Here is a 22672-nt window from a genome sequence, read left to right as displayed (position 1 = left end):
AGCAAAGCAGGTTTGTTGCCGGACGCAAGAGGAATTTGCATGGCTATCATGTGATTTGGGTATGGGTATGCAAATTGTCATGATCTCCAATGCATTAGATGCATCTGTTTGAGCTTGGGTCGACGTCGAAACAACAAAAAGGCCCGGCTTGCGCCGGGCCTTGTGACAGTCGCGTGCTTTGGCTGAAGTCGACTCAGCGGGCGCGGGTGCGCACCTGGAAGACGTCGAAGCTCAGCTCCGCCACCTGCCACCAGAGATAAGCCTCGGAGCGGAAGGCGGCCATGGCCTCGATCGCCTTCTTGAAGTCCGGGTTCTTGGCGGAGATCTCGGAGTAGAGCTCGTTCGAGGCCTTGAGGCAGGCCTCCAGGATCTCCTGCGAGAAGGGGCGCAGCTGCGTGCCGGCCGCGACGAGGCGCTTCAGCGCCTGCGGGTTCTGCACGTCGTACTTCGCCGCCATCATGGTGTTGGCATAGGTGCAGGCGGCGGTCAGCGCAGCCTGATAGGCCTTCGGCAGGGCGTTCCACTTGTCCAGGTTGACGAAGGCGTGCACGCAGGGGCCGCCCTCCCAGAAGCCCGGATAGTAGTAGTAAGGCGCGACCTTGGAGAAGCCGAGCTTCTCGTCGTCATAGGGGCCGACCCATTCGGCGCCGTCGATGGTGCCCTTTTCGAGCGCCGGGTAGATGTCGCCGCCGCCGATCTGCTGCGGCACGACGCCGAGCTTCTGCAGGACGGAGCCGGCGATGCCGCCGATGCGCATCTTGAGACCTTGCAGGTCGGCCGGGGTCTTGATCTCCTTGCGGAACCAGCCGCCCATCTGCGCGCCGGTGTTGCCGCAGGGCAGGCCGTGGATGTTGAACTTCTTGTAAAATTCGTTGAACAGCTCGTTGCCGCCGCCCTGGAACAGCCAGGCGTTCTGGGCGCGGGCGTTGAGGCCGAAAGGCACCGAAGCCGCGACCGCGAAGGTCGGGTCCTTGCCGACATAGTAATAAGAGACGGTGTGGCACATCTCGACGGTGCCATTCGTCACGGCGTCGGCGGCCTGCAGAGCGGGTACGATTTCGCCGGCGGCGAAGACCTGGATCTGGAACTTGCCGTCGGTCAGTTCGGAGACCATCTTGGCCATGACTTCCGCGCCGCCATAGATCGTGTCGAGCGACTTCGGGAAGCTCGAGGCCAGGCGCCACTTCACCTCGGGATTCGACTGCGCGACCGCCGGCATGGCGACAGCACTGGCGGCTGCGCCGGCTGCGGCGGTCTGGATAAACTGACGACGCTTCATTGAAGGCCTCTCCTCGGATATTGCGGGGTGCGGGCGTTGCGAAACTTGTCCTGTCGCCCGGCATTCGATGTCGCGTTGTAGCGAATGGATTTTCGAAGCGCGAGCGATTTCATCGTTGATTCTTGCGACTTTCGGCTAGTTTTCTCAGGTGGGTTGGCGGGCTCCGGTCCGGATGTTTAAAGCGGTCTTGATCGGGATACGGAATTCGCATCGCATGTCCGCCTGTCCCGGCGGTCGCAGACGGCCTCACCGCGATTCAGGCTGTAGACGGGCAGGAGAGATCGGATGGATCAGGGCAAGCTGGACAAGCTGCGGGCGCGCTATGCCGGCGCGAGCGGCGGCGACATCCATGATCCGAATTTCGCCAGGGTGGCGGCCGGGCAGTTCAGCGGCGACAAGCGCAAATGGCCGTTCGCCGACGTCGCAACCTTCATCAATGCCCCCTACCGGCCCGATGCCCTGACGAGCCCCGATCTCGGCGGGCTCGATGTCGCGATCATCGGCGTGCCGATGGACCTCGGCGTCACCAACCGCGCCGGCGCCCGGCTCGGCCCGCGTGCCGTACGCGCGATCGAGCGGATGGGCCCGATGGACCATGTGCTGGGCACCGCGCCCTTCGGCATGGTCAAGGCGGCCGATATCGGCGATGTGCCGTTCCGCTCGCGCTATTCGCTCGAGAGCTGCCACGAGGACATCGAGGCGGCCTTCCGCACCATCGTCGAGGCCGGGGTGTCGCCGCTTGCGGTCGGCGGCGACCATTCCATGACCTATTCGATCCTGAAGGCTGTCGGCGCGAAGCGGCCGGTCGGCATGGTTCATATCGACGCCCATTGCGACACCTCCGGCCCCTATGAGGGCTCGAAGTTCCACCATGGCGGGCCGTTCCGTCAGGCGGTCCTCGATGGCGTGCTCGATCCGGAGCGTGTCATCCAGATCGGCATCCGCGGCGGCGCCGAATATCTCTGGGAGTTCTCCTACGAGAGCGGCATGACCGTGATCCATGCCAATGAGGTCGACGATCTCGGCCTCGATGCCGTGATCGCCAAGGCCCTGGCCGTGATCGGCGACGGCCCGACCTATGTCTCCTTCGATGTCGATTCTCTCGACCCCGGCTTTGCGCCCGGCACCGGCACGCCGGAGGTCGGCGGCCTGACGCCGCGCGAGGCGTTGACGATCCTGCGCGCGCTCAAGGGGCGCGACATCGTCGCCGCCGACGTCGTCGAGGTCGCGCCCCAATACGATGCCACGAGCAACACCGCGCACTGTGCGGCTCAGGTGCTCTTCACCGAACTCTGCCTGCTGGCGGAAGCGCGCGCCGCGGGAAAAGGAAGACCATGATGAGAATGCGATCGATCGCGTGGCTCGCTGCGGCGGGCGGGCTTTGCCTGCTCGGCTTCGCTGCACGGGCCGGAGTTCCGGCCAACGGGACCGCTTATATGGACGCGTCCCTTGCGGCGGTCGAAACCATGAGCCAGGGCTCGGGGGGCAAGCCGAGGTTGCCGCGCATCGCCGACCCGGTCGAGGGCAAGGTCCTGGACGACGTCTGGAACGAGCCGGCCATCCTCGGGAAGCGCCCGTATGTGGCTGCCGACATTCCGGCGCTGCTGGACATCATCCAGAAGCAGGCGCGCCTTCTGCAGATCTACACGCAGTTCTCCCCCGACCGGAAGCCGCCCGACACGGCGCGCAACATGGTCGAGTTTCAGGACGAGCTGACGCGCTCGCACGTCTTCAAGTTGAAGGCTGCTGCCGCGGCACTGGAGGCGATCGCCGATTTCGACGCCAATCTGACAGCCGAAGACAAGACGGAGGCCCGTCTGCAGGGTCTGCGGCAGATGCGTCTCGGCCTCGTGGAGATCCTCAGCGGGGCTGTGGTGGCATTGCGCGAGCCGTCACTGAAGCAGCCGAACCAGCTCCTGCTTGCGCGCGCCTTCGCAGAGAATGCCACCGCCATTGTCGCCGGCCTCGCGCCCGCGGACCGGCAGATGCTTGCCCGCGGGCTGCAGGCGGCGGAGCCCGTCTTGAAGACCGAGGCCAAGAAGCCGGTCTCCGATTTCGTCAAGGCCGCGGCGAGCGCGCCCTGCATTGGGCTCTGCCGGCTGAACTAGGGCATCGGCCCGAAAAGTGGAATGCGGCTTTCGGAAAAGCCGATGCCAAAACAAGAAGCTAGATCATCGGACCGAATACGATACTCGGTCCGATGATCTAGCTGCGCTTCGCCAGCCAGATCACATGCCGCGCGCCGCCTCCGGTGCGGCGCGCGCGGGCCGTCACCTCTTCTGTCGCGAAGCCTGCGCTCCTTAATCGCCTTGTGAACCCGTGGTCCGGTCCTGAGGACCAGACCGCCAGGATACCGCCCGGCCGCAATGCCGCCTTCGCAACCTGCAGCCCACCAGCGGCGTAGAGCCGGTCGTTGCCCGCGACGGTCAGTCCTTCCGGCCCGTTGTCGACGTCGAGCAGGATGGCGTCGTAGCGCCCCTTTCCCTGTGCGATGACGGCGGCGACATCGGCGACTTGGAGCGTCACGCGCGGATCGTCGAGGGAGCTCGCGAAGATCTCGGCCATTGGCCCGCGCGCCCAGGCGACGACGGCGGGGATCAGCTCGGAGACCGTGACTGACGCCTCGGCAGGCAGCTTCGCCAGCGCCGCCCGCAGCGTGAAACCCATGCCGAGGCCGCCGATCAGCATCCGAGGCGCTCCGCCCAGCCTTTCGCAGACGAGTGTCGCCAGCGCCTCCTCGGACCCGCTGAGGCGGCTGTTCATCAGCTCGTTCGCGCCGAGCATGATCGAGAATTCGCCGCCGCGCTGCTTCAGGCGCAGGGTGCCGCTGCCGTCAGGCAGCTCGGCAGTGTCGAGGAGGGTCCAGGGAATCACGTCGCCTCGCCAAGGTTTGGAGGGCCTTCTCTAGGAAAGATCACTTCGGCTGTCCCCTGCAACCTGCGCGCGATATGCGGTTGATGCATGCGGACCCTTGTCTTCGGGGGTGTATCCGCGTCTGTGGAATGTCTATCTCTTGCTGCGGTGCAGCATAGCGTCCGCCCCTTCCACGAAAGCCAGTCATGACCCTCGCCGCCAACGACCGCAGCCTCCAGGCAGAGGCATCGGGTAGAGCCCCTGTTCCTGTCGGTCTTGTCGTGCTTGCGCTCGCGATGGGCGGCTTTGCGATCGGAACCACCGAATTCGCGGCGATGAGCCTGCTGCCCTATTTCTCGGCAGGACTTGGCATCGACGAGCCGACGGCTGGCCATGTCATCAGTATCTACGCGCTGGGCGTCGTGGTGGGCGCTCCCTTGATCGCCGTGCTGGCCGCACGGATTTCGCGCCGGACGCTCCTGATCGGGTTGATGGCGGTCTTCGCGCTGGGCAACGGGCTGAGCGCGCTGGCGCCTTCCTATGAGTGGATGCTGGCTTTTCGCTTCCTGAGCGGGTTGCCGCATGGCGCCTATTTCGGCGTGGCGGCGCTGGTCGCAGCCTCGCTCGCCGGCCCGGGCCGGCGGGCGCAGGCCGTGGCGCGCGTCATGCTGGGCCTGACCGTCGCGACGATCTTCGGTGTCCCTGCCGCGAGCTGGATGGGGCAGGTGCTCGGTTGGCGCTCCGGCTTCGCCATCGTCGCGGCGCTGGCCCTGCTGACGGCGCTGCTGCTCGCGCTCTTCGCCCCGCGGGACACGGTCGCGCCGGGCGCAAGCCCGCTGCGGGAGCTCGGCGCGTTGAAGCGCCGGCAGGTCTGGCTGACGCTCGCCACGGGCGCCATCGGCTTCGGCGGGCTTTTTGCGGTCTACACTTACCTTGCCTCGACCCTGATGGCCGTCACCGGCTCCTCGCCGGCCTTGGTCCCGGTCGTGCTCGCGGTCTTCGGTGCAGGGCTGACGGCAGGCACGCTCTTCGCCGGCTGGGCGGCCGACAGGGCATTGGTCCCCGCCACTGTCGGCATGCTGCTCTGGAGCGCGTTCTGGCTCGCCTGCTTTCCCTTCGCTGCCGACAATATCTGGGCGGTTTCGCTGGTCGTGTTCATGATCGGCAGCGGCGGCGGCCTCGGCGCCATGCTGCAGACCCGGCTGATGGACGTCGCGGAGGATGCGCAGACGCTCGCCGCCGCTCTCAATCACAGCGCCTTCAACACGGCCAACGCGCTCGGCCCCTGGCTCGGCGGCATGGCGATCGCCGCCGGCTATGGTTGGACCTCCACCGGCTGGGTCGGCGCTGCGCTCGCGCTCGGCGGGCTCGCGATCTGGATCGTGGCCGTGCTCGACGCCCGCCGCTGAGCAGAGGGCCTCTCCGCCTCGGGATTGCCTCCGCTTCCGTGGTTGCCTGCCGACGGTCGCAGTCGGTTTGGGCGTGCAGCTGCGAAAAGCTGCACCGGTCCCTCTTGCGAGTGGGACGAAACTGCGCCCAATCTGTCGCCACAGAACCGGACCGGGAGAACAGCAAGACCGGCCGGGCTGAATCTGCGGAGGTCCCATGAAGAGTTTCGTTCGTTTCGTCGCAGCGGCGGCGTTGACGGTTGTCGGCGCGACCGGCGCGCTTGCTCAGGCCAAGGAGTGGAAGGAGATCCGGATCGGCACGGAAGGCGCCTATCCGCCTTACAACAACCTGAACGCCAAGAAGGAGCTCGAGGGCTTCGAGATCGATTACGGCAACCTGCTCTGCGAGAAGATGAAGGTGAAATGCACCTGGGTGGTGCAGGACTGGGACGGCATCATCCCCGCGCTTCAGGCCAACAAATATGACATCATCCTCGCCGGCATGAACGCGACCGAGGAGCGCAAGAAGCAGGTCGATTTCACCTCGGTCTACAGCAAGACCCCGATCTGGATGATCGGCCCGAAGACCACGAAATCCGACGACATCTCCCCGGCCACCCTCAAGGGCAAGTCGATCGGCGCGCAGGGCTCGACGATCCATGCGAACTATGTCGAGAAGTTCTACAAAGACTCGACCGCGCGCCTCTACCCGACCCAGGAAGAGGCCAATCTCGACCTGCTCAACGGCCGTCTCGACTATATCGTCGCCGACGCGCTGGCCCTCGCCGATTTCCTCAAGGGGAAGGGCAAGGATTGCTGCAGGAAGATCGCCGAGGTGAAGCGCGACGACGCCATTCACGGCGCCGGCGTCGCCGGAGCGGTCCGCAAGGCGGATACCGCGCTGAAGGACATGTTCAGCAAGGCCATCGCCGAGACCATGGCCGACGGCTCGCACAAGAAGCTCGAGGACAAGTGGTTCAAGTACGAGTGATCTGAAGTCCGCCCGCCGGCCGTCCTGGCTCGGCGGGCTCAACATCCTCGCGCGCCGGCCCTTTCATGTTGGACAAATTCGCTCTGCTTGGCTTCGGCGCCGGCGGCTGGGGCTGGGCCCTGCTGCAAGGCGCGGCCAACACCATCTCGGTTGCGCTCGCGACCCTGCCGTTCGGCCTCGCGCTCGGCCTCGTCATCGCGCTGTGCAAACGCTCCGACCATGTGATCCTGCGGGCGCTGGCGACGGTCTACACCACCGTGTTCCGCGGCGTGCCGGAGCTTTTGACCCTCTACATCATCTATTTCGGCATTCAGGTCCTGATGCAGCGGGTCTGGACCGGCTTTTCGATCCCGCCCTTCGTCGCCGGAATGGTGGCGCTCGGCCTCGTCCTCGCGGCCTTCTCCAGCGAGGTCTGGGTCGGCGCGCTGAATTCGATCCAAAAGGGCCAGCGCGAGGCGGCTGCGGCGCTCGGCCTGTCGAAGGGACAGGCCTTCCGCCTCGTCGTCTTCCCGCAGCTGATCCGCGTCGCGCTGCCTGGGCTCGGCAACAACTGGATGGTGCTGCTGAAGGAAACCTCGCTCATCTCCGTGATCACGCTGCAGGACATCATGTTCATCGCGACGCGGGCCAATGTCGTGACCAAGGAGCCGTTCCTGTTCTTCGGCGCGGCGATGCTGCTCTACTTCTTCTTCTCGCTCGTCTCTGCCTGGGGCATCGAGAAGCTGGAGCAACGCACCAATCGCGGCCAGGCCGCCTTCGGCGGAGCGACGCGATGAACTGGTGCGAATATCCCGGTTTCTGGCTCGGCAGCGAAGTCCTGCAGAACTACGGCTGTCGCATGGCGAGCGGCCTGTGGGTCACCTTCGAGCTCGTCGCGATCTCGGTGGCCATCGGCTTCGTGCTGGCGCTCGGACTCGCCATCACCCGGCTCTACGGCCCGCGCTGGGCGCGGATGGCGGTCAGCGGCTACACCACCTTCCTGCGCGGCACGCCGCTGCTCTGCCAACTGTTCCTCGTCTATTACGGGCTCGGCCAGTTCCGCGAGTTCTGGCAGGAGGTCGGCCTCTGGTGGTTCTTCCGCGAGCCGTTCTACTGCGCGGTCTTTACCTTCACCATCAACACGGCCGCCTATCAGGCCGAGATCCTGCGCGGCGCCATCCAGTCGATCCCGCGCGGGCAGTTCGAGGGCGCGCTCTCGCTCGGCCTGCATCGCTGGGCGACCTTGCGCCTCGTCGTGCTGCCGCAGGCGATGATCCTGGCGCTGCGCCCGCTCGGCAACGAACTGATCGTCATGATCAAGTCCAGCGCGATCGTTTCGCTGGTGACGCTGTTCGACCTGATGGGCGCGACGCGGCTCGCCTTCGCCCGTTCCTTCGATCTCTCGATCTATCTCTACGCCGCACTGATCTATCTGGTGCTGGTCGAGATCATCCGGCGCGTTTGGGACAGGCTCGAAATCAGGCTGAGCCGGCATCTGGCCTTGCGCTGAGGTGGGCTCAGGCCGCCAGGGTCAGCACCACCGCGCCACGCGGCGTTGCGACGACTGTGTGCTCGTACTGGACGGTCGGCGCCCGTGGTTCGCTGTAGAGCGTCCAGCGGTCACCCTCCGCATGGTCGGACCAGTCCGCGCCGAGCGACAGGAACGGCTCGACGGTGAAGACGAGGCCGTTCGTCATGGTCCGGCGCTCGCTTCGGTCAGGCCAGGTCGCGATCTCCGTCGGCTCCTCATGGAGCGAGCGGCCGACGCCGTGGCTCGCGAGATTGCGCACCAGCGTATAGCCGTTCTTCTCGGCGAAGCGCCCCACCGCCTGGCCGATCCCGGCCAGCGGCTTGCCTGCGCCGACCTGCCCGATGCCGGCCCAGAGCGCGCGCTTGCCGTCGCGGCAGAGCCGCTCCAGCCTCGGCTTGACTGGCGGCACGGCGAAGGACGCACCGGTATCGCCGAAGAAGCCGTTCTTCTCGGCGGAGACGTCGATATTGACGAGGTCGCCCGCGAGGATGCGCCGCTCGCCGGGAATGCCGTGGGCAACCTCCTCGTTGACGCTGATGCAGGTCGCGCCCGGGAAATCATAGAGCGTCCCGGGGGCTGAGCGCGCGCCGTGCCGCTCGAGGAAATCGCGCCCGATCTGATCGAGCTCCGCCGTCGTCATGCCGGGTTCGAGCGCCTTGCCCATGGCTGCGAGAGCGCGCGCCACGATCCCGCCGATCTCCTTGAGCGCCAGCAATTCGTCGTCGTTCGATATGGTCATGGAGCGGAGCTAAGCCGCGGACATTCGCACCGCAAGGGAAAAGCCGCATGAGCGGATGGCGCGCAATCGCCTTTCCCGCCCGGCAGGCGCACGCTAAAGCGTGACGATCTTCGAAAGAAAGCGGGAGTTCGGCATGGCCAAAGTCGCATTCATCGGTCTCGGCGTGATGGGATATCCCATGGCGGGACACCTCAAGGCGAAGGGCCATGAGGTCACCGTCTACAACCGCAACCCGACGAAGGCGCAGGCCTGGGTGGCGCAGCATGCCGGCGTCTCGGCCGCAACTCCCGCCGATGCGGCCAGGGGGCAGGAATTCGTCTTCTGTTGTGTCGGCAACGACGACGATCTGCGCTCGGTCACGACGGCTGAGAATGGTGCCTTTGCGGGCATGGAGAAGGGCGCGGTCTTCATCGACAACACCACCGCCTCCGCCAATGTCGCGCGCGAGCTCGCCGAAGCCGCGAAGCAGGGCGGCTTCGGCTTCGTCGATGCGCCTGTCTCGGGCGGCCAGGCCGGCGCCGAGAACGGCGTGCTGACCGTGATGTGCGGCGGCGATCCGGCGGATTATGCCCGCGCCGAGCCGGTGATCGCGAGCTTCGCGCGCATGTGCAAGCTGATGGGCCCGGCCGGTTCCGGCCAGCTCACCAAGATGGTCAACCAGATCTGCATCGCCGGCCTCGTCCAGGCGCTGTCCGAGGGTGTCCATTTCGCCAAGCGCGCGGGCCTCGATGTCGAGGCCATGCTGGAGGTGATCTCGAAGGGCGCCGCCGGCTCCTGGCAGATGGAGAACCGCGGCAAGACCATGAACGCCAACAAGTTCGATTTCGGCTTCGCCGTCGACTGGATGCGCAAGGATCTCGGGATCGTGCTGGAGGAGGCGCGCAGCAATGGCGCGCAGCTTCCCGTCACGGCGCTGGTCGACCAGTTCTATGCGGAGGTCCAGAAGATGGGTGGCCGCCGCTGGGACACGTCGAGCCTGATCGCGCGCCTCGAAGGGTAAGGCGGAGCAGTCAAGGCCCGGCATAGCATCGGACCGAAAAGTGGAATGCACTTTTCGGTCCGATGCGATCACACGGCCGGGCCGGGCTTTGCTTTCCGGAGGCTGGCGGCGACCAGCCCGGTTGCGACCAGAAGCCAGATCAGCACGGTCATGGACTGCGGCCAGATCGTTACGAGCCAACTGATCAGGACGGTCAGCGCCGCGCTGATGCCGAGCTGGGTCGCGCCCAGCAGCCCGGCGGCGGAGCCTGCCAGATCGGGGCGTGCCGAAAGCGCCTCTGCGGTCGCCCCGGGGATCGTCAGGCCGTTGCCGATGGCGTTCACCGCAAGGGGCAGGAAGAGCGTCAGCGGCGTCCACCAGGGCGACAGGGACAGTGCGAGGCTGATTGCGGTTCCGACGAAGGAGATGACGAGCCCCAGCCGCACCATGCGCGGCGTCCCGAGCCGCACCGCCAGCCGCGACATCGTGAAGTTGCCGATCATGTAACCGAGCGCGTTCAGCATGAAGTAGGCGCCATAGGTGTCTGAACCTCGCCCCATCGTTTCGACGACGATGTAAGGCGCCGCCGCGATGAAGACGAAGAAGGCGGAGGTCGCGCTGGAGCCCGCTGCGACGTTCAGGACGAATTCGCGGTTGCGCACGAGTGTCGGAAAGGCGCGGAAGACGCCGAGCAGCGAGCTGCGCATGCCGACATGCGGCGCAGTCTCGGGCAGCCGCGTGACGGTCAGCATCAGGACTGCGATGCCGAATACGGCCATGACGAGGAAGATCGCGCGCCATCCGAACGCGGTGTCGATCTGGCCGCCGAGCCAGGGGGAAAGCATCGGTGCGACGACCATGACCATGGTGACGCTGGCGATCTGGCTCGCTGCCTCGTCCCGGTCGGCGCTGTCGCGGATGATGGCTCGCGACAGGGCGAAGACGGCGCCGGAGCCCGCTCCTTCGAGCACGCGCGCCAGGAGAAGCACGCTGGTCGATGGCGCGAGCGCCCCGAGCACCGAGCCGAGGACGAACAGCGCGATGCCTGCATTGACGCAGGGGCGCCGGCCGAACCGGTCCGACAGCGGCCCGACGACGAGCTGCGTCAGGGCCACGGAGACGAGGAACAGAGTCAGCGTGAGCTGGATGGTGGCGTAGTTCGACGCGAAATGACGGGTGAGGGCCGGCGTCGCCGGAGCCAGCAGGTTGAGCGCGATCGGCTGAAGGGCGGAGATCGCGACAAGGATCGCGAGCGTCGGTTTGATTTTTGCGGTCGTCACGCGCCCGTCTTTCCGGAGAGCTTGAGGTTCGAGTCGGGACGCACGCGCTGCCTGTGCATGGTGTAGAGACCGCTGCCGATGATCAGACCAATGCCGGCGAAGGCCAGGAGATCGGGCACGTCGCCCCAGACGAAATAGCCGAGCAGCGTCGCGAAGATGATCACGGTGTAGCGATATTGCGAGATCACCCCGACATCGGTGCGGCGGAAGGCGCTGATGATGAAGAAGGTGCCGATCGTGACGAGCACGGCCGCCAAAGCGACATAGATGCTTTCGAGCCGCCAGATCGGCTGCCACTCCTCGGTCAGGCCGTAGCCGAGGGCCACGACGCCGACGAGGACCGTGGTGGTCAGCGAGACGACGGTGGAAGGCACGTCGTCGCCGATGCTGCGGGTCGTGAGATCGCGTCCGGAGGTCAGGAAGACGCTGACCACGGCGACGAGGGCAGCGGCATTGAAGGAGTCCGCGCCGGGGCGCACCACGAGCAGCACGCCGATGAAGCCGACGGTCAACGCCAGCGCCCGCCGCCAGCCGACCCGTTCCATGCCGAGCAGGACCGCGATTGCCACGATGAGGAGAGGCGAGGCCATGTTGATCGCCGTGATGTTGGCGAGCGGCATCAGCCCGAGTGACCAGCTGAAGGTCAGCGCGCCGATGGATTCGAGCATGCCGCGCAGCAGGACTCGGGGCCGGAATGCCATGGCGAGGCGATCGCCCTCACGTGCGGCGAAGACGAGCGCGAAGCCGACGACGATCGCGAAGGTCGCGCGCAGCGTGAGAGCCTGCCCGGCGGGATAGGTCTCGCGCGCGAGCTTCATCAGCGCGTCGTTGACGACGAAAAGTGACATCGCCGCAAGCATGAAGACGATGCCGCGGCGGTTTTCGGCTGCGCTGGCCACCTCGGCTCGATCCTGCTTGATTCAGGCGTCGAAGCGCGAAAGCGAGAATGGCTGGAGGTCGAAGGCCGATTGGCCCTTGGTGGAGAGATCAGCGAGAATCTCGCCGATGGCGCTGGCGAATTTGAAGCCGTGCCCCGAGCAACATGAGGCGAAGACCGCCTGCGGCACGCCCGGCACCGTGTCGATGATGAAGTCCTCGTCGGGCGAAACGGTGTAGATGCAGCCCTTGATCGTCAGCGGGTCACCGGCGGCGTCGGGGATGTAGCGAGCCAGGCATTCGCGGATGAGCGAGACCTGGTGGGCGCTCGGCGTCCGGTCCTGATCGCGCGGGTCCATCGGCTCGCGTCCGAAATGCGGCCCGCCGAGCTTGAAGCCGGGGTGCTCGTAGAGCGGGAAGCCGTAGAAATTGCCTTCGTCGACGCTGAGGATGAAGACGGGGAAGGCGCCTTCGCGGAACAGCTCGGGCCGGCGCGTGGTGAACCAACCGATGGCCTGCTTGACCGTCCGGACCCGCTGCGCCAGTGCCGGCACGGCGTCGGCGATCCAGCCGCCGGAGGTGATGACGAGGCGCCCGGCCGAATAGGTGCCGCGCTCGGTGCGCACCACGACGCCGCCCTGCGCAGTCGGCGTCCAGTCAAGCAGGGCCTCGTTGGTGCGGATCTCGGCGCCACGCGACTGCGCCAGCCCGACATGGGCATAGATCGCCTTCTCGGAGGCGACGAAGCCGCCATCCGGCTGCCACAGCGCATGGTGCCCGGCCGGAAGCTGGAAGGCCGGGAAGCGGCGCGTCACCTCGTTGCCCTCCAGCACCTCATGGGTCAGCCCATGGTCGAGGCAGGATTGCAGCGAGGATTCGACCGGACCGCCACCCTTCGGCGCAAGGTCGAGCGAGCCGGTGACGTGCAGCAGCTTAAGGCCTGCCTGCTCGCCCGTCTCACGCCAGAGTTCATGCGCGCGCTTGACGATCGGGACGTAGTGCGAGCCCTCGAAATAGGCGAGCCGGATGATCCGCGTCAGCCCGTGCGAGGAGCCCATGGCGTGGCCGAGGTCGAAACGCTCGAGCCCCAGCACCTTCAGGCCGCGTTGGGCGAGATGCCAGCAAGCCGCCGACCCCATGGCGCCGACGCCGGCAACGATGACATCATAGCTGTGCTCGCTCATGGTCACGGCTTCTCTGCTGGCGTCCGCTGACTAGGAGACTGGCATACAGCCGGGAAGCTACGCGGTCCAATGCGTCTCGGGCAGGGGAGGCGTGCGGGTTGTGACGCCGGGCCTCTCAGAGCCTGTCCCAGTTCACCGTGACGTTGAGCTTCTGGAAGGCCTGCTTCCAGAGCGTCGCGGCCTGCTCCAGCCGGGCAGCGTCGTAGACGCCCTGCACCTGATGCACGCTGAGCTCCCAGCTCGATGCGCCCGAATCCTGCCAGACCTTGCCGAGCAGGCGGCGCAGCCGCTCGGGGTCGCGCGCGCCGGCTGCAGTGCCGAAAACGGTGAACTGGCCGGAGTTCTGCAGCATGTCGGAGACCAGCAGGATCTTGCGGTCCCCGTTCGGCACGCGGTTCTCGCGGCGCGAGACGACGTCTCCGATGGCCTCGACGATCGGGGACTGGTTGCCCTTCGCCGGCTGGGTCAGAACGGTCATGGCCTCGTCGAGCGGGCGGCCGAATTTCTCGACCCATTTGACGTATTCACGCCGCGGGTTGCCGATCAGCTCGCTCGCCGTCTTCCCCGGATTGCAGAGCGAGACCAACGAGGGGAAACCCGGCTCGAACACGTCGTTGAAGACATAGATCGAGAGCATGCGGTCGGCGGGAAGCTCGTCGCCGACCTGCTTCACCAGCTTCTTCAAGCGCCCCGCCTGCACCTCGCTCCACGGATCGCTCTTGTCGACGAGGATCAGGGTGTGTCCGACCGGGCCGGTCTTCGGGCAGAGAGTCTCCTGATCGCGCGGCGGGCCGCGCAACAGGGAAGGGGCCGCGAAGAAGCCGATGAGGGCGACGCCGGCAAGCACGGAGGCGACGATCGCCAGATTCTCGGTCTTCATCCGGTGATCCTAGCGCGGCATTGCGGCGAATTCCTCTGCCGCCTGCTTCTGGGCCGCCTCGTCCTGCTCGAAGGCCTCGCGCCCAGCCTGTGCGGCGCGCAGCTTCACCTGCTCGATCTCGCTGGCGAGATCGACGCCGCGCAGCAGCATCAGCCGGTCGCGCAGCTTCGTCTCGATCAGCGCCGGCATGCCGGCAAGCTGCTGCTCGAAATCCTCGATCTGCCGGCGCGTGGCGACATACTCGGGCAGCTCCCCCGGCTGGTCGATCTCCGCGAGGTTGAGCGATTGCGCGAAATAAGCCGGCGGCAGGTCGGTGCGCACCCTGAGATTCGCTTCGCGATACTGCATCATCGCGGCGTCCTTGGCCGCGCGAAGCTGGCCGAGGCGGGAGACATAGAGGTCGCGCGCCTTCTCGGTCGCGGTCTTCACGCCCTGCAGCTTGCCGAGTTCCTCGCGGCAATCCTCGCGGAAGCCGTCGATCTGGGTGCGGATCGCCTCCAGCTCCGGCAGCAGCCCGACATCGAGCCGGCGCCGCTCCTCTTCCACCGCGGTCCAGCGCTGGCGCCAGCGCTTATAGGCGGCGGCATGGCCCGGGTAGGTGCCGAAGGCGGAATAGCCCTTGGTAGCCGCGACGAAGGCGACGATGCAGCCGATGATGACGAGCGCGACCGATTTGATGTCGTAGATCGCGAAGGGGCTCTCCATCACGCGCAGCATGACTTGATAGGAGCGCGAATCCGGGTTGGCGATCAGCATTTCGCGATAGTGCCCGACCGCGAGGTTGAACAGCACGATCAGCGCGATCATCCCGGCATAGGCCGGCAGCGCCCAGAACAGGTGCGAGCTCTTCACATGCTGGCAATAGCGCGCCGGCCCCACCCCCATGAAGAAGCCGAGCGCGATGTTGAGCGCCGAGATGATGACGGCCGTCGCCGCGCCGCCGATCAGGCCGAAATCGCTGGCCTCCGCGAAGAAATTGCCGTTGAGCAGGCTTTCCAGGACCAGCGGCACGACCAGGAAGAACAGGATGAACTGCCACTTGTCGAGCTTCGGATCGGCCCGGCGCTTGTTCTCGTAGTTGAAGAACGCGTATTCGCGCTTGGCCCGGAGCGCGTCGTAGATGCGCTGCTCCAGCTCGCTGCCGTGCTTGTTGAGCATCGCGCGCATGGTGGCCTCGACGCCGCGAACGCGGCCTTCGAAGCGCTGCTGCGTGAACAGGTCGCGCCGGCTCGCCACCTGCGCCTGGATGGCGTTGAGGCTCGCGGCCGCCTCCTGCCGCAGCGCCGTGAAATGCTCCCGTGCGCGGGCGATCAGCGTCTGCTCGGTCTGGGAGAGCATGGTGGAATCGGCAGGCGGCAGGTTCTCGACCGCGTCGCTCGCGCCGTAATGCCCGGCCTTGACCGATTCCGCCAGATGATGCGCCGTCAGCGGGGGAAGGCCGCCGCGGGCCGGGGCTGCATGGCCGTTCTCACTCGCCATGATTCTCACTCACCATGCGCGGCTCGCGTCAGGAAGTGCCGGGCCGCGACGACATCGACCCAGAAATCGCGGAAACCCGGATAAGCGGGGCGTAAGTAAGCGCGCTCGAACCAGATCGTCAGCGCGAGAAGCCCAAAGCTGCCGACGATAGGCAGGAGAGCAGCGTGCAGAGCTGCGGGCTCGAGTTCCGCCAGACGCCAGCCGAGGCCCGCCAGCGCGAGGCCGCTTGCGATGACGAGCAGTGCCCGCACGCGATGCCGGCCTGTGTCGTAGGCGAGTTGCAGCGCTGCCGTCAGCAGCGTGATCGCGAAGGCGGCGCAAAGCTCCAGCACGGCAAGCCCCGCGATGGTCGCGACGATTCCAGCAGCGATGGGCCAGGCGGGCGAAAGCACCGCGAAGACGCTGCGCCCCGAGGACAAGGCCAGCCAGCCGCAGAAGATCAGGATGCCGGCGAGAAGGATGGCGGGAAGCGGCAGTCCCTTGCGCAGCCGGGCCGCCATGATGGCGAGCCGCGCTGCATGGGCCTGGAGCACGGCTTCACGGATTGCGCTCGCGGCCCCGCGCATGCGGCCCGCAACAATCTGAACCATCGAACGCAACCGAGCCGCCATGAAATGACGGTTACCGCTTTCGCCGGGCCGGTCAAGGGAAGGCGGGATAGAGGCGGTGCCGCCCGCGGAATGTGAGCCCTCATCCCGAGGAGCAAGCGCAGCTTGCGTCTCGAAGGATGTTCCAGATATCTCCGGAAACGCCGGGAGCATCCTTCGAGACGCCATTCCCAACGGAATGGCTCCTCAGGATGAGGGCTCATGGAGACGGAGGGGCCTGCTCAGCCGCCCGTGACGCTCATGTGGCGGCCTACCGCAGGCCGGGAATGGCGGCGGTCGATGACGAAGTCGTGGCCCTTGGGCTTGCGGGCGATCGCCTCGTCCATCGCCTTGAAGAGCAGCGTGTCGTCCTGCGAGGAGCGCACCGCGGCGCGCAGATCGGCAGCATCTTCCTGCCCCAGGCACATATAGAGCGTGCCGGTGCAGGTGAGGCGAACGCGGTTGCAGCTCTCGCAGAAATTATGCGTCAGCGGCGTGATGAAGCCGACGAGCCCGCCGGTCTCCTTGACGCGGACATAACGCGCCGGCCCGCCGGTGCGGTAGGGATCGTCGACGAGCGTGTACTTGTCCATCAGCCGCCCGCGCACCACCGAGAGCGGCAGGTACTGGTCGATCCGGCCCGCCTCGATCTCGCCCATCGGCATGACCTCGATCAGGGTCAGATCCATGCCGAGGCCGTGCGACCACAGCATCAGCTGCTCGATCTCGTCGTCGTTGACGCCCTTCAGCGCGACGGCATTGATCTTGACCCTCATGCCGGCCTTCCGCGCGGCCTCGATGCCGGCAAGCACCACCTTCAGGTCGCCCCGGCGGGTGATTTCGCGGAACTTGTCAGGATCGAGCGTGTCGATCGAGACATTGATGCGGCGGACGCCATAGCCCGCCAGCTCGTCGGCATAGCGGTGCAGCAGCGAGCCGTTCGTCGTCAGCGTCAGCTCCTCCAGCGCGCCAGAGGTCAGGTGGCGAGAGAGTGAGCGGAACAGGCTCATGATGTCGCGGCGCACCAGCGGCTCGCCGCCGGTGAGCCGGAGCTTCTTCGTGCCGCGTGCGACGAAAGCGGTTGCGATGCGGTCGAGTTCCTCCAGCGTCAGCAACTCGCGCTTGGGCAGGAACTCCATGTTCTCGGCCATGCAGTAGACGCAGCGGAAATCGCAGCGATCCGTCACCGAGATGCGCAGATAGGAAATCTGGCGGCCGAACGGATCGACCAGCGCTGGCCGCGTCAGCGGCTTCATGTCGTCGAGCAGCACGTCTGCCTCAACTCCGAACCTCGGGCCCGCTTCCACCCCGGATGCGGACACCGTCTTACATTGCTATAGCGAGACATTGGCATCGATGCGGCCTGCGTCAAGCGTAGCGCGGTCGCACCGTCCCGAGAGGTGAGCACGATCATGTCATCCTGGCCTACCGAGATCCGCCTCTCGAAGGACCGCCGCACCCTCCACGTCACCTTCGACGATGGGGCGAGCTTCGCCCTGCCGGCCGAACTTCTGCGCGTCGAAAGCCCCTCTGCCGAGGTGCAGGGCCATCATCCGAGCCAGAAGACGCTGGTCGCCGGGAAGGCGGCCGTGGAGATCCTGCGAGTCGAGCCGGTCGGCAATTATGCCGTGCGGCTCGGCTTCGACGACATGCACGACACCGGCCTCTACGCCTGGGACTACCTGCGCGAACTCGGCGAGCAACTGGACGCCAAGATGCAGGCCTATGAGGCGGCGCTGGCGGAGAAGGGGCTCTCCCGCGAGCGCCGCTAGAGCGGCACGCGCGCCAGCGTTCGGTTCAGCGCTGTTCCCGCTTGGCGAAGCGCAGGACGGTGTAGCCGCCAATGCCCGCGATCAGGGAGCCGGCTAGGATCCCGAACTTCATGCGGCTTTGCAGGTCGGGGTCGTCGAAGGCGAGCAGGCCGATGAAAAGGCTCATCGTGAATCCGATGCCGCAAAGCAGAGCGACGCCGAAGACCTGCATCCAGCTTGCCGCCGCCGGCAGGTCCGCCAGGCCGAGGCGCACCATCAGGAAGACCGCTCCGAACACCCCGACGAGCTTGCCGATGACGAGGCCGCCCGCGACCCCGAGCGAGAGCGGTTCCAGCAGCACTGCTGCCGAAACCCCGGCGAAGGACACGCCGGCATTGGCGAAGCCGAAGATCGGCACGATGACGAAGGCGACCGGGACGTGGAGGGCGCGCTCGAGCCGATGCAGCGGCGAAGCTTCGGGCGAGGCCTCGGGTGTCCCCGGCGTCCGCTGCAGTGGGATCGTCAAGGCAAGAAGGACGCCCGCAACCGTCGCGTGCACGCCGGAGCGATAGACGAAGACCCAGAGGATGAGGCCGAGCAGCAGATAGGCGGAGAGATGCTTGACGCCCTCCCGATTCATCAGAGCCAGCGCGGCGAAGATGAATGCCGCTCCCGCTAGGTCGCCGATCGAGACGCCCGACGAATAGAACAGCGCGATGATGATGACGGCGCCGAGGTCGTCGATGATGGCGAGGGCCGCCAGGAAGACCTTGAGCGAGCTCGGCACCCGTGGGCCGAGTAGGGAGAGGACGCCGAGCGCGAATGCGATATCCGTGGCGGTGGGGATCGCCCAGCCGCGCGCCGTCTGCGGGTCGCCGCCGTTGAAGGCGAGGTAGATGAGCGCGGGCACCACCATCCCGCCTGCCGCGGCGATGCCGGGCAGCAGGCGGCGCGTCCAGCTGGAGAGCTGCCCGTCCAGCATCTCGCGCTTGATCTCGAGCCCGACGAGCAGGAAGAACACCGCCATCAGGGCGTCGTTGATCCAGTGCAGCAGGTTGAGCGGGCCGACATAGCTGCGCAGGGCCTGGAAATAGGCCGGGGCCAGCGGCGAGTTCGCGATCACGATGGCGAGGAACGCCACCGCCATCAGGATGAGCCCGCCGGATGCCTCGTTATGAAGGAAAGCGCGAAGCGTCTGATAGGCCCGGCGCGACTCGGAAGGTCCGCTCATCGGCGCATATCCCGGCCGAAAGCGACGGCAATCTGCTTCTGGATAATCGGTTGGTCCGGGGCGGAATGCACAGCGAGAGGATGTGCGAAGGTGAGCAGAGACACAGGTACAAGCCTCCATCGCTGGCGGCCCGACCAGCGATGACCCTGCCCGTCCATCCCTCGGACGGAGCACCCGAATCCTCTATCGCATCAACGAAGAGCCTCCGCAACTTTCGAGCGGCTTCGGCCTGCTGAAAGGCCGCCGCGGAAAATGAAAAAGGCCGGCGTCGCCGCCGGCCTCTTCCGATCTGGAATATCGGCCGCGATCAGCGGGCGACGACGACGCGGGTGCCGACCTTGGCACGCTCGTAGAGGTCGATCACGTCCTCGTTGAGCATGCGGATGCAGCCCGACGAGACGGCCTGGCCGATCGTCTCCGGCTCGTTGGAGCCGTGGATGCGGTAGAGCGTCGAGCCGAGATACATGGCGCGCGCGCCCATCGGGTTCTCGGGGCCGCCGGGCATGAAACGCGGCAGGTCGGGGCGGCGCTTCAGCATCTGTGCGGGCGGGGTCCAGGTCGGCCACTCGGCCTTGCGGGTGATGGTCTGGCTGCCGGCCCAGTCGAAGCCCGGGCGACCGACGCCGACGCCGTAGCGCATCGCCTTGCCATCCGACATCACGTAGTAGAGTCGGCGCTCAGCGCTGTCGATCACGATCGTGCCCGGCCGATGCTTCGTCGGATAGTCGACGACCTCGCGCGGGATGGCGGTGGCCTGCGCCTTGGCCGGATCGGCATAGACGACGAGCGGCTGGCGGGTCAGGGGGTCGATTTCGGCCCGGGCGGCGGAGCCGAGCGCGAGCAAACCAAGGCCGGCGAGCAATGCCAGGCGAGCGGAGCGGATCATAGAGGAACCTCGGGCGGTCGGGACGGCACGGAACACGAAGTTGACGCGAAAAAGTCAACGTCTCCACAATGTCCTGTCAGCTTCAATGGTTCCCTGCAATCGCGCTTCCATCACATCGATGAGAGCGCCTGAGCTTTGCCGTTTCCCGTTGCCTGCATGCAACATTCGACAGGAGCCTTCTAGCTTCTGAGCACCACGCAAGCGCCGCGATCCACCTGGATGCGCCGGCAGAGCAAGGTTGCCTCGGCACGGGTCGCTGCCGGCAGGCGCACCCGGTAGAACGGGCGCGTACCGCGGCTGCGCAGCCTTGTGCCGATCACCATCGGCTGCAGCTCGCCGATCACGGTGCGGTGGCGGGCTCCGGCCCGCTGGAAGGCCGCGAGCGCCCGGGCTTTCGAGAAATTCCCGGCGAGCTGCACGCCCCAGGGCGCGAAGGGTGCCTCTGCGATGTCGGGCAGGGTAGGGCGCGACTGCCGGATCGCGACCAGGGTAGGCTGGCAGCCGCCTTGCGGGTCCCGGGTCGCGGCGCGTGGCGGCGGCGAGCGGGCGTCGCCATTGGAGAGGTCGGCGGCCTCCCGCGCCCAGTCATCCACCGGCACGCCGGTGATGAGCAGAACGTAATTCTCCGTCTCCATCGGCAGGAAGCGAGGCTGCCCGGCCGCGCGCGCCGCGAGCCAGCCGGCGAGGCGGTTCGGCCCGCCATTATAGGCCGCGGCGGCGAGCCCCCAATTGCCGAAACGGTCGCGCAGCTCAGCCAGGAAATGCGCCGCCTTCGGCACGGCCTGCTCCGGGTCGAACGGGTCGGCGAGGCCGCGCTCGCGCGCTGTGCCCGGCATGAACTGCGCCACGCCCTGTGCGCCCGCCGGGCTGGTGACATGCGGGCGAAAGCTCGATTCCTGGAAGATCAGCCGGGTCAGGAAGGCGGCCGGCACGGAATGGTCCCGTGCCGCATCGTCGATCAGCCGGCAGAGCGCATCCTGGATGCCGGAGGAGGGCGGCAGCGGCTCCTCGGCGGCCGGCAGCGGGCCGGACATGAGCCCGCAGGCGATCAGCATCGTGGCGAGCCGCTGCGCAAGGCGGGCGGGACGGCTGGGGCGGCGCCGGATCATCCGGCATTTCTGGCATGAGCGCGCAAAGGTCGCCAGCCACAGCATCGGACCGAAAAGTGGAATCCACTTTTCGGAACAATTCGATGCGATAACAAAGCGGTCGATCGTCGTGACTGTGTCCGATAGGACGCGCGATGATCAGAGTGCGCTTTCGCGTTGTCGCGTGGCCGCAGCCTGTGCGAAGAGGGCGCCGCATTTGGTTCTGGAGGTGGAAGGCCGGAATGGCGAAGGCCTGGGTGACATGGTCGCGATGGTTCCTGCTGGCGGCGGTCGGCACGGCCTGCCTGCTCTTCGCCTTCGTGGCGGGGCTCGATCCCTTCGGCTTGCGCGTCGGAGCCGGGCAGGTGGCGCGGCCGATCATGGATATCAACCAGCGCTTCATGTATCCGCAGCTCGTGCGCTCCGGCCGTTTCGATGCGGCGGTGCTCGGCACCTCGACCATGCGGCTCGTCGATCCGCAGCTGCTGTCGAGCGGCCTCGACGCCCGCTTCGCCAATCTTGCGATGAACGCCGCCACGCCCTGGGAGCAGAGCGGCATGGCGCGGCTCTTCCGCGAGCATGTCAGCGCCCCAAAGCGGGTGGTCTGGGGTCTCGATACGACCTGGTGCGAGGCGGACGCGACGGATCCCGCCAAGCGCCTGACGCCGCGGCCTGTGCCGGACTGGTTCTGGCGCGAGGTGAGCCCCCTCGACTGGCCGAGGCTGCTCAACCTGACCAATCTGGAGATCGCCGGGCGGCTCATGGCCTATCGCCTCGGTTGGTCGCGCGAGCGCATTCGCGGCGATGGCTACGAGGTCTTCACCCCGCCCGAGGCGAGCTATGACCTCGGCCGGGCGCGCTGGCACATCTATGCCGGCAGCGGCGGCAGGCCGATCGACACCTCGCCTCTGACGACGCCGGAGATTGTGCCGGAGGCGGAGCGCGCCGGCTGGCGCTTCCCGGCCCTGGTCTGGCTGGAGGAAGAGGTCTCGGCCTTCCCGAAGCAGACGCAGGTGCTGCTCGTCCTGCCGCCCGCGCATCTGGCCAATTATCCGCGCCAAGGCTCGGTCGCCTGGCAGCGTTACGCCGCCTGCAAGGCCGAGATTCGGGCGCTCGCCCGCCGCCATGGCGCGACGGTCGCGGACTACGCCCATGCCTCGCCGATCACGGCTCAGGACACAAATTACTGGGACCCTCTGCATTTCCGCCTGCCTGTGGCGGGCCGCTTCGGCGAGGAACTGGTCGCGATCATGAAGGGCGGCGAGCCTCTCGCGGATGGCGCGGCGCGCGTGACGCGCTGATTTCGCTCCCATCCCTCGCAGAAGCCAGCCGCGATCCACAACCTTCGACGCGCTTTCCCTAAGGTCGCTTGACGCCACATTTCTGCCATCTAGATTGAAGGTGTCGAGGTCTTCGGAGCGATCCGAAGCTAAGAGGGAATCCGGTGATGCGCGCTGAAGCGCAAAATCCGGAGCTGCCCCCGCAACTGTGAGCGGAGAGCTTTCGGCCATTTGAAGTCACTGGCGCTTGCGCCGGGAAGACGGCCCGAAAGCAGCGACCCGCGAGCCAGGAGACCTGCCCCGACGCAGTTGATGATGTCGCGCGGGCGGGGTGTCCGGCGGAATCGCTGTGCACTGGGCGCCTGCCGTCCATCTGCCGCGCTTCCTCCCTTTGCCCCGAGCCGCGTCAGC

22 protein-coding genes and 1 riboswitch are annotated in these 22672 nt (G+C 66.7%); of the genes, 9 read left to right on the top strand and 13 right to left on the bottom strand.

Going from position 1 to position 22672, the window contains the following annotated elements; all coding sequences use genetic code 11:
* Positions 1-193: 193 nt before the first annotated feature.
* Positions 194-1279, bottom strand: coding sequence for a TRAP transporter substrate-binding protein (locus tag BoBH3_RS21555; RefSeq protein WP_262332912.1), 1086 nt, complete (start codon positions 1277-1279; stop codon positions 194-196).
* A gap of 285 nt (positions 1280-1564) precedes the next feature.
* Between BoBH3_RS21555 and speB the strand changes: the two genes are divergently transcribed.
* Both speB and BoBH3_RS21545 read left to right on the top strand, forming a co-directional pair.
* Positions 1565-2617 (top strand): agmatinase, encoded by a 1053-nt coding sequence (gene speB / locus BoBH3_RS21550; RefSeq protein ID WP_262332911.1) that lies wholly within the window; start codon positions 1565-1567, stop codon positions 2615-2617.
* Between the two features lie 98 nt (positions 2618-2715).
* A complete protein-coding gene (locus BoBH3_RS21545; protein WP_262332910.1) occupies positions 2716-3387 on the top strand; it encodes a hypothetical protein in 672 nt (223 codons plus the stop codon).
* Positions 3388-3484: 97 nt separating this feature from the next.
* On the opposite strand, the gene BoBH3_RS21540 is transcribed toward BoBH3_RS21545, so the two are convergent.
* The gene (locus BoBH3_RS21540) at positions 3485-4153 is read right to left on the bottom strand and encodes a spermidine synthase (protein WP_262332909.1); all 669 of its coding nucleotides are present in this window, start codon (positions 4151-4153) and stop codon (positions 3485-3487) included.
* 185 nt (positions 4154-4338) lie between these two features.
* On the opposite strand from BoBH3_RS21540, the gene BoBH3_RS21535 reads away from it, so the two are divergent.
* From BoBH3_RS21535 to BoBH3_RS21520, 4 genes are all read left to right on the top strand, one after another.
* The gene (locus tag BoBH3_RS21535; protein WP_262332908.1) at positions 4339-5541 is read left to right on the top strand and encodes an MFS transporter; all 1203 of its coding nucleotides are present in this window, start codon (positions 4339-4341) and stop codon (positions 5539-5541) included.
* A 196-nt stretch (positions 5542-5737) separates the two neighbouring features.
* A complete protein-coding gene (locus BoBH3_RS21530; protein ID WP_262332907.1) occupies positions 5738-6511 on the top strand; it encodes a transporter substrate-binding domain-containing protein in 774 nt (257 codons plus the stop codon).
* A gap of 65 nt (positions 6512-6576) precedes the next feature.
* Positions 6577-7287 carry an ABC transporter permease gene (locus BoBH3_RS21525; RefSeq protein WP_262332906.1) on the top strand — a complete coding sequence of 237 codons (711 nt, stop codon included), beginning with the start codon at positions 6577-6579 and terminating at the stop codon, positions 7285-7287.
* Entirely contained in the window at positions 7284-8000 is a 717-nt protein-coding gene (locus tag BoBH3_RS21520; protein ID WP_262332905.1) for an ABC transporter permease, read from the top strand. The genes BoBH3_RS21525 and BoBH3_RS21520 overlap by 4 nt, the downstream gene beginning before the upstream one ends.
* A gap of 7 nt (positions 8001-8007) precedes the next feature.
* Here BoBH3_RS21520 and map read toward each other — a convergent pair whose 3' ends face one another.
* On the bottom strand, positions 8008-8760 hold the full coding sequence (gene map, locus BoBH3_RS21515; protein WP_262332904.1) for a type I methionyl aminopeptidase: 753 nt from the start codon (positions 8758-8760) through the stop codon (positions 8008-8010).
* A 133-nt stretch (positions 8761-8893) separates the two neighbouring features.
* Here map and BoBH3_RS21510 point away from each other — a divergent pair, with 133 nt between their 5' ends.
* The gene (locus tag BoBH3_RS21510) at positions 8894-9760 is read left to right on the top strand and encodes an NAD(P)-dependent oxidoreductase (protein WP_262332903.1); all 867 of its coding nucleotides are present in this window, start codon (positions 8894-8896) and stop codon (positions 9758-9760) included.
* Between the two features lie 68 nt (positions 9761-9828).
* Here the strand turns inward: BoBH3_RS21510 and BoBH3_RS21505 are convergent, their stop codons facing one another.
* The 7 genes from BoBH3_RS21505 to moaA form a co-directional block, all read right to left on the bottom strand.
* Positions 9829-11019 (bottom strand): multidrug effflux MFS transporter, encoded by a 1191-nt coding sequence (locus BoBH3_RS21505; RefSeq protein ID WP_262332902.1) that lies wholly within the window; start codon positions 11017-11019, stop codon positions 9829-9831.
* On the bottom strand, positions 11016-11918 hold the full coding sequence (locus BoBH3_RS21500) for a DMT family transporter (protein WP_262332901.1): 903 nt from the start codon (positions 11916-11918) through the stop codon (positions 11016-11018). Before BoBH3_RS21500 ends, BoBH3_RS21505 begins: the two co-directional genes overlap by 4 nt.
* Positions 11919-11939: 21 nt before the next feature.
* Entirely contained in the window at positions 11940-13079 is a 1140-nt protein-coding gene (gene solA, locus BoBH3_RS21495) for an N-methyl-L-tryptophan oxidase (RefSeq protein WP_262332900.1), read from the bottom strand.
* Positions 13080-13194: 115 nt separating this feature from the next.
* A complete protein-coding gene (locus tag BoBH3_RS21490) occupies positions 13195-13959 on the bottom strand; it encodes a hypothetical protein (RefSeq protein ID WP_262332899.1) in 765 nt (254 codons plus the stop codon).
* Positions 13960-13968: 9 nt separating this feature from the next.
* The gene (locus BoBH3_RS21485) at positions 13969-15438 is read right to left on the bottom strand and encodes a hypothetical protein (RefSeq protein WP_262332898.1); all 1470 of its coding nucleotides are present in this window, start codon (positions 15436-15438) and stop codon (positions 13969-13971) included.
* A 5-nt stretch (positions 15439-15443) separates the two neighbouring features.
* Positions 15444-16028, bottom strand: coding sequence for a hypothetical protein (locus BoBH3_RS21480; RefSeq protein WP_262332897.1), 585 nt, complete (start codon positions 16026-16028; stop codon positions 15444-15446).
* Between the two features lie 239 nt (positions 16029-16267).
* Positions 16268-17281: a GTP 3',8-cyclase MoaA gene (gene moaA, locus BoBH3_RS21475; RefSeq protein WP_262333071.1), complete on the bottom strand. Its 1014-nt coding sequence runs from the start codon at positions 17279-17281 to the stop codon at positions 16268-16270.
* 156 nt (positions 17282-17437) lie between these two features.
* Between moaA and BoBH3_RS21470 the strand changes: the two genes are divergently transcribed.
* A complete protein-coding gene (locus tag BoBH3_RS21470; RefSeq protein ID WP_410050633.1) occupies positions 17438-17797 on the top strand; it encodes a gamma-butyrobetaine hydroxylase family protein in 360 nt (119 codons plus the stop codon).
* Between the two features lie 25 nt (positions 17798-17822).
* Here the strand turns inward: BoBH3_RS21470 and nhaA are convergent, their stop codons facing one another.
* From nhaA to BoBH3_RS21455, 3 genes are all read right to left on the bottom strand, one after another.
* Entirely contained in the window at positions 17823-19007 is a 1185-nt protein-coding gene (gene nhaA, locus BoBH3_RS21465) for a Na+/H+ antiporter NhaA (RefSeq protein WP_262332896.1), read from the bottom strand.
* A gap of 307 nt (positions 19008-19314) precedes the next feature.
* On the bottom strand, positions 19315-19893 hold the full coding sequence (locus BoBH3_RS21460; protein ID WP_262332895.1) for a L,D-transpeptidase: 579 nt from the start codon (positions 19891-19893) through the stop codon (positions 19315-19317).
* Between the two features lie 179 nt (positions 19894-20072).
* Entirely contained in the window at positions 20073-21002 is a 930-nt protein-coding gene (locus tag BoBH3_RS21455) for a lytic transglycosylase domain-containing protein (protein WP_262332894.1), read from the bottom strand.
* Between the two features lie 221 nt (positions 21003-21223).
* Between BoBH3_RS21455 and BoBH3_RS21450 the strand changes: the two genes are divergently transcribed.
* Positions 21224-22282 carry a hypothetical protein gene (locus BoBH3_RS21450; RefSeq protein WP_262332893.1) on the top strand — a complete coding sequence of 353 codons (1059 nt, stop codon included), beginning with the start codon at positions 21224-21226 and terminating at the stop codon, positions 22280-22282.
* 89 nt (positions 22283-22371) lie between these two features.
* Positions 22372-22578, top strand: a riboswitch (cobalamin riboswitch).
* Positions 22579-22672: the final 94 nt, after the last annotated feature.

Source organism: Allobosea sp. BH3, assembly GCF_025499465.1.
Taxonomy (GTDB): domain Bacteria; phylum Pseudomonadota; class Alphaproteobacteria; order Rhizobiales; family Beijerinckiaceae; genus Allobosea.
The sequence above is the reverse complement of the archived record's forward strand: the minus strand, read 5'-3'. Positions and strand labels throughout refer to the sequence as shown.

Coding starts and splice junctions, on each gene's coding strand:
- moaA (WP_262333071.1), bottom strand. CDS start 17,281: ATGAAGCCGCTGACGCGGCCAGCGCTGGTCGATCCGTTCGGCCGCCAG.
- BoBH3_RS21510 (WP_262332903.1), top strand. CDS start 8,894: ATGGCCAAAGTCGCATTCATCGGTCTCGGCGTGATGGGATATCCCATG.
- BoBH3_RS21470 (WP_410050633.1), top strand. CDS start 17,438: ATGTCATCCTGGCCTACCGAGATCCGCCTCTCGAAGGACCGCCGCACC.
- BoBH3_RS21530 (WP_262332907.1), top strand. CDS start 5,738: ATGAAGAGTTTCGTTCGTTTCGTCGCAGCGGCGGCGTTGACGGTTGTC.
- map (WP_262332904.1), bottom strand. CDS start 8,760: ATGACCATATCGAACGACGACGAATTGCTGGCGCTCAAGGAGATCGGC.
- BoBH3_RS21535 (WP_262332908.1), top strand. CDS start 4,339: ATGACCCTCGCCGCCAACGACCGCAGCCTCCAGGCAGAGGCATCGGGT.
- BoBH3_RS21485 (WP_262332898.1), bottom strand. CDS start 15,438: ATGGCGAGTGAGAACGGCCATGCAGCCCCGGCCCGCGGCGGCCTTCCC.
- BoBH3_RS21450 (WP_262332893.1), top strand. CDS start 21,224: ATGGCGAAGGCCTGGGTGACATGGTCGCGATGGTTCCTGCTGGCGGCG.
- BoBH3_RS21545 (WP_262332910.1), top strand. CDS start 2,716: ATGGACGCGTCCCTTGCGGCGGTCGAAACCATGAGCCAGGGCTCGGGG.
- speB (WP_262332911.1), top strand. CDS start 1,565: ATGGATCAGGGCAAGCTGGACAAGCTGCGGGCGCGCTATGCCGGCGCG.
- BoBH3_RS21455 (WP_262332894.1), bottom strand. CDS start 21,002: ATGATCCGGCGCCGCCCCAGCCGTCCCGCCCGCCTTGCGCAGCGGCTC.
- BoBH3_RS21520 (WP_262332905.1), top strand. CDS start 7,284: ATGAACTGGTGCGAATATCCCGGTTTCTGGCTCGGCAGCGAAGTCCTG.
- solA (WP_262332900.1), bottom strand. CDS start 13,079: ATGAGCGAGCACAGCTATGATGTCATCGTTGCCGGCGTCGGCGCCATG.
- BoBH3_RS21490 (WP_262332899.1), bottom strand. CDS start 13,959: ATGAAGACCGAGAATCTGGCGATCGTCGCCTCCGTGCTTGCCGGCGTC.
- BoBH3_RS21525 (WP_262332906.1), top strand. CDS start 6,577: ATGTTGGACAAATTCGCTCTGCTTGGCTTCGGCGCCGGCGGCTGGGGC.
- BoBH3_RS21555 (WP_262332912.1), bottom strand. CDS start 1,279: ATGAAGCGTCGTCAGTTTATCCAGACCGCCGCAGCCGGCGCAGCCGCC.
- BoBH3_RS21460 (WP_262332895.1), bottom strand. CDS start 19,893: ATGATCCGCTCCGCTCGCCTGGCATTGCTCGCCGGCCTTGGTTTGCTC.
- BoBH3_RS21480 (WP_262332897.1), bottom strand. CDS start 16,028: ATGGTTCAGATTGTTGCGGGCCGCATGCGCGGGGCCGCGAGCGCAATC.
- nhaA (WP_262332896.1), bottom strand. CDS start 19,007: ATGAGCGGACCTTCCGAGTCGCGCCGGGCCTATCAGACGCTTCGCGCT.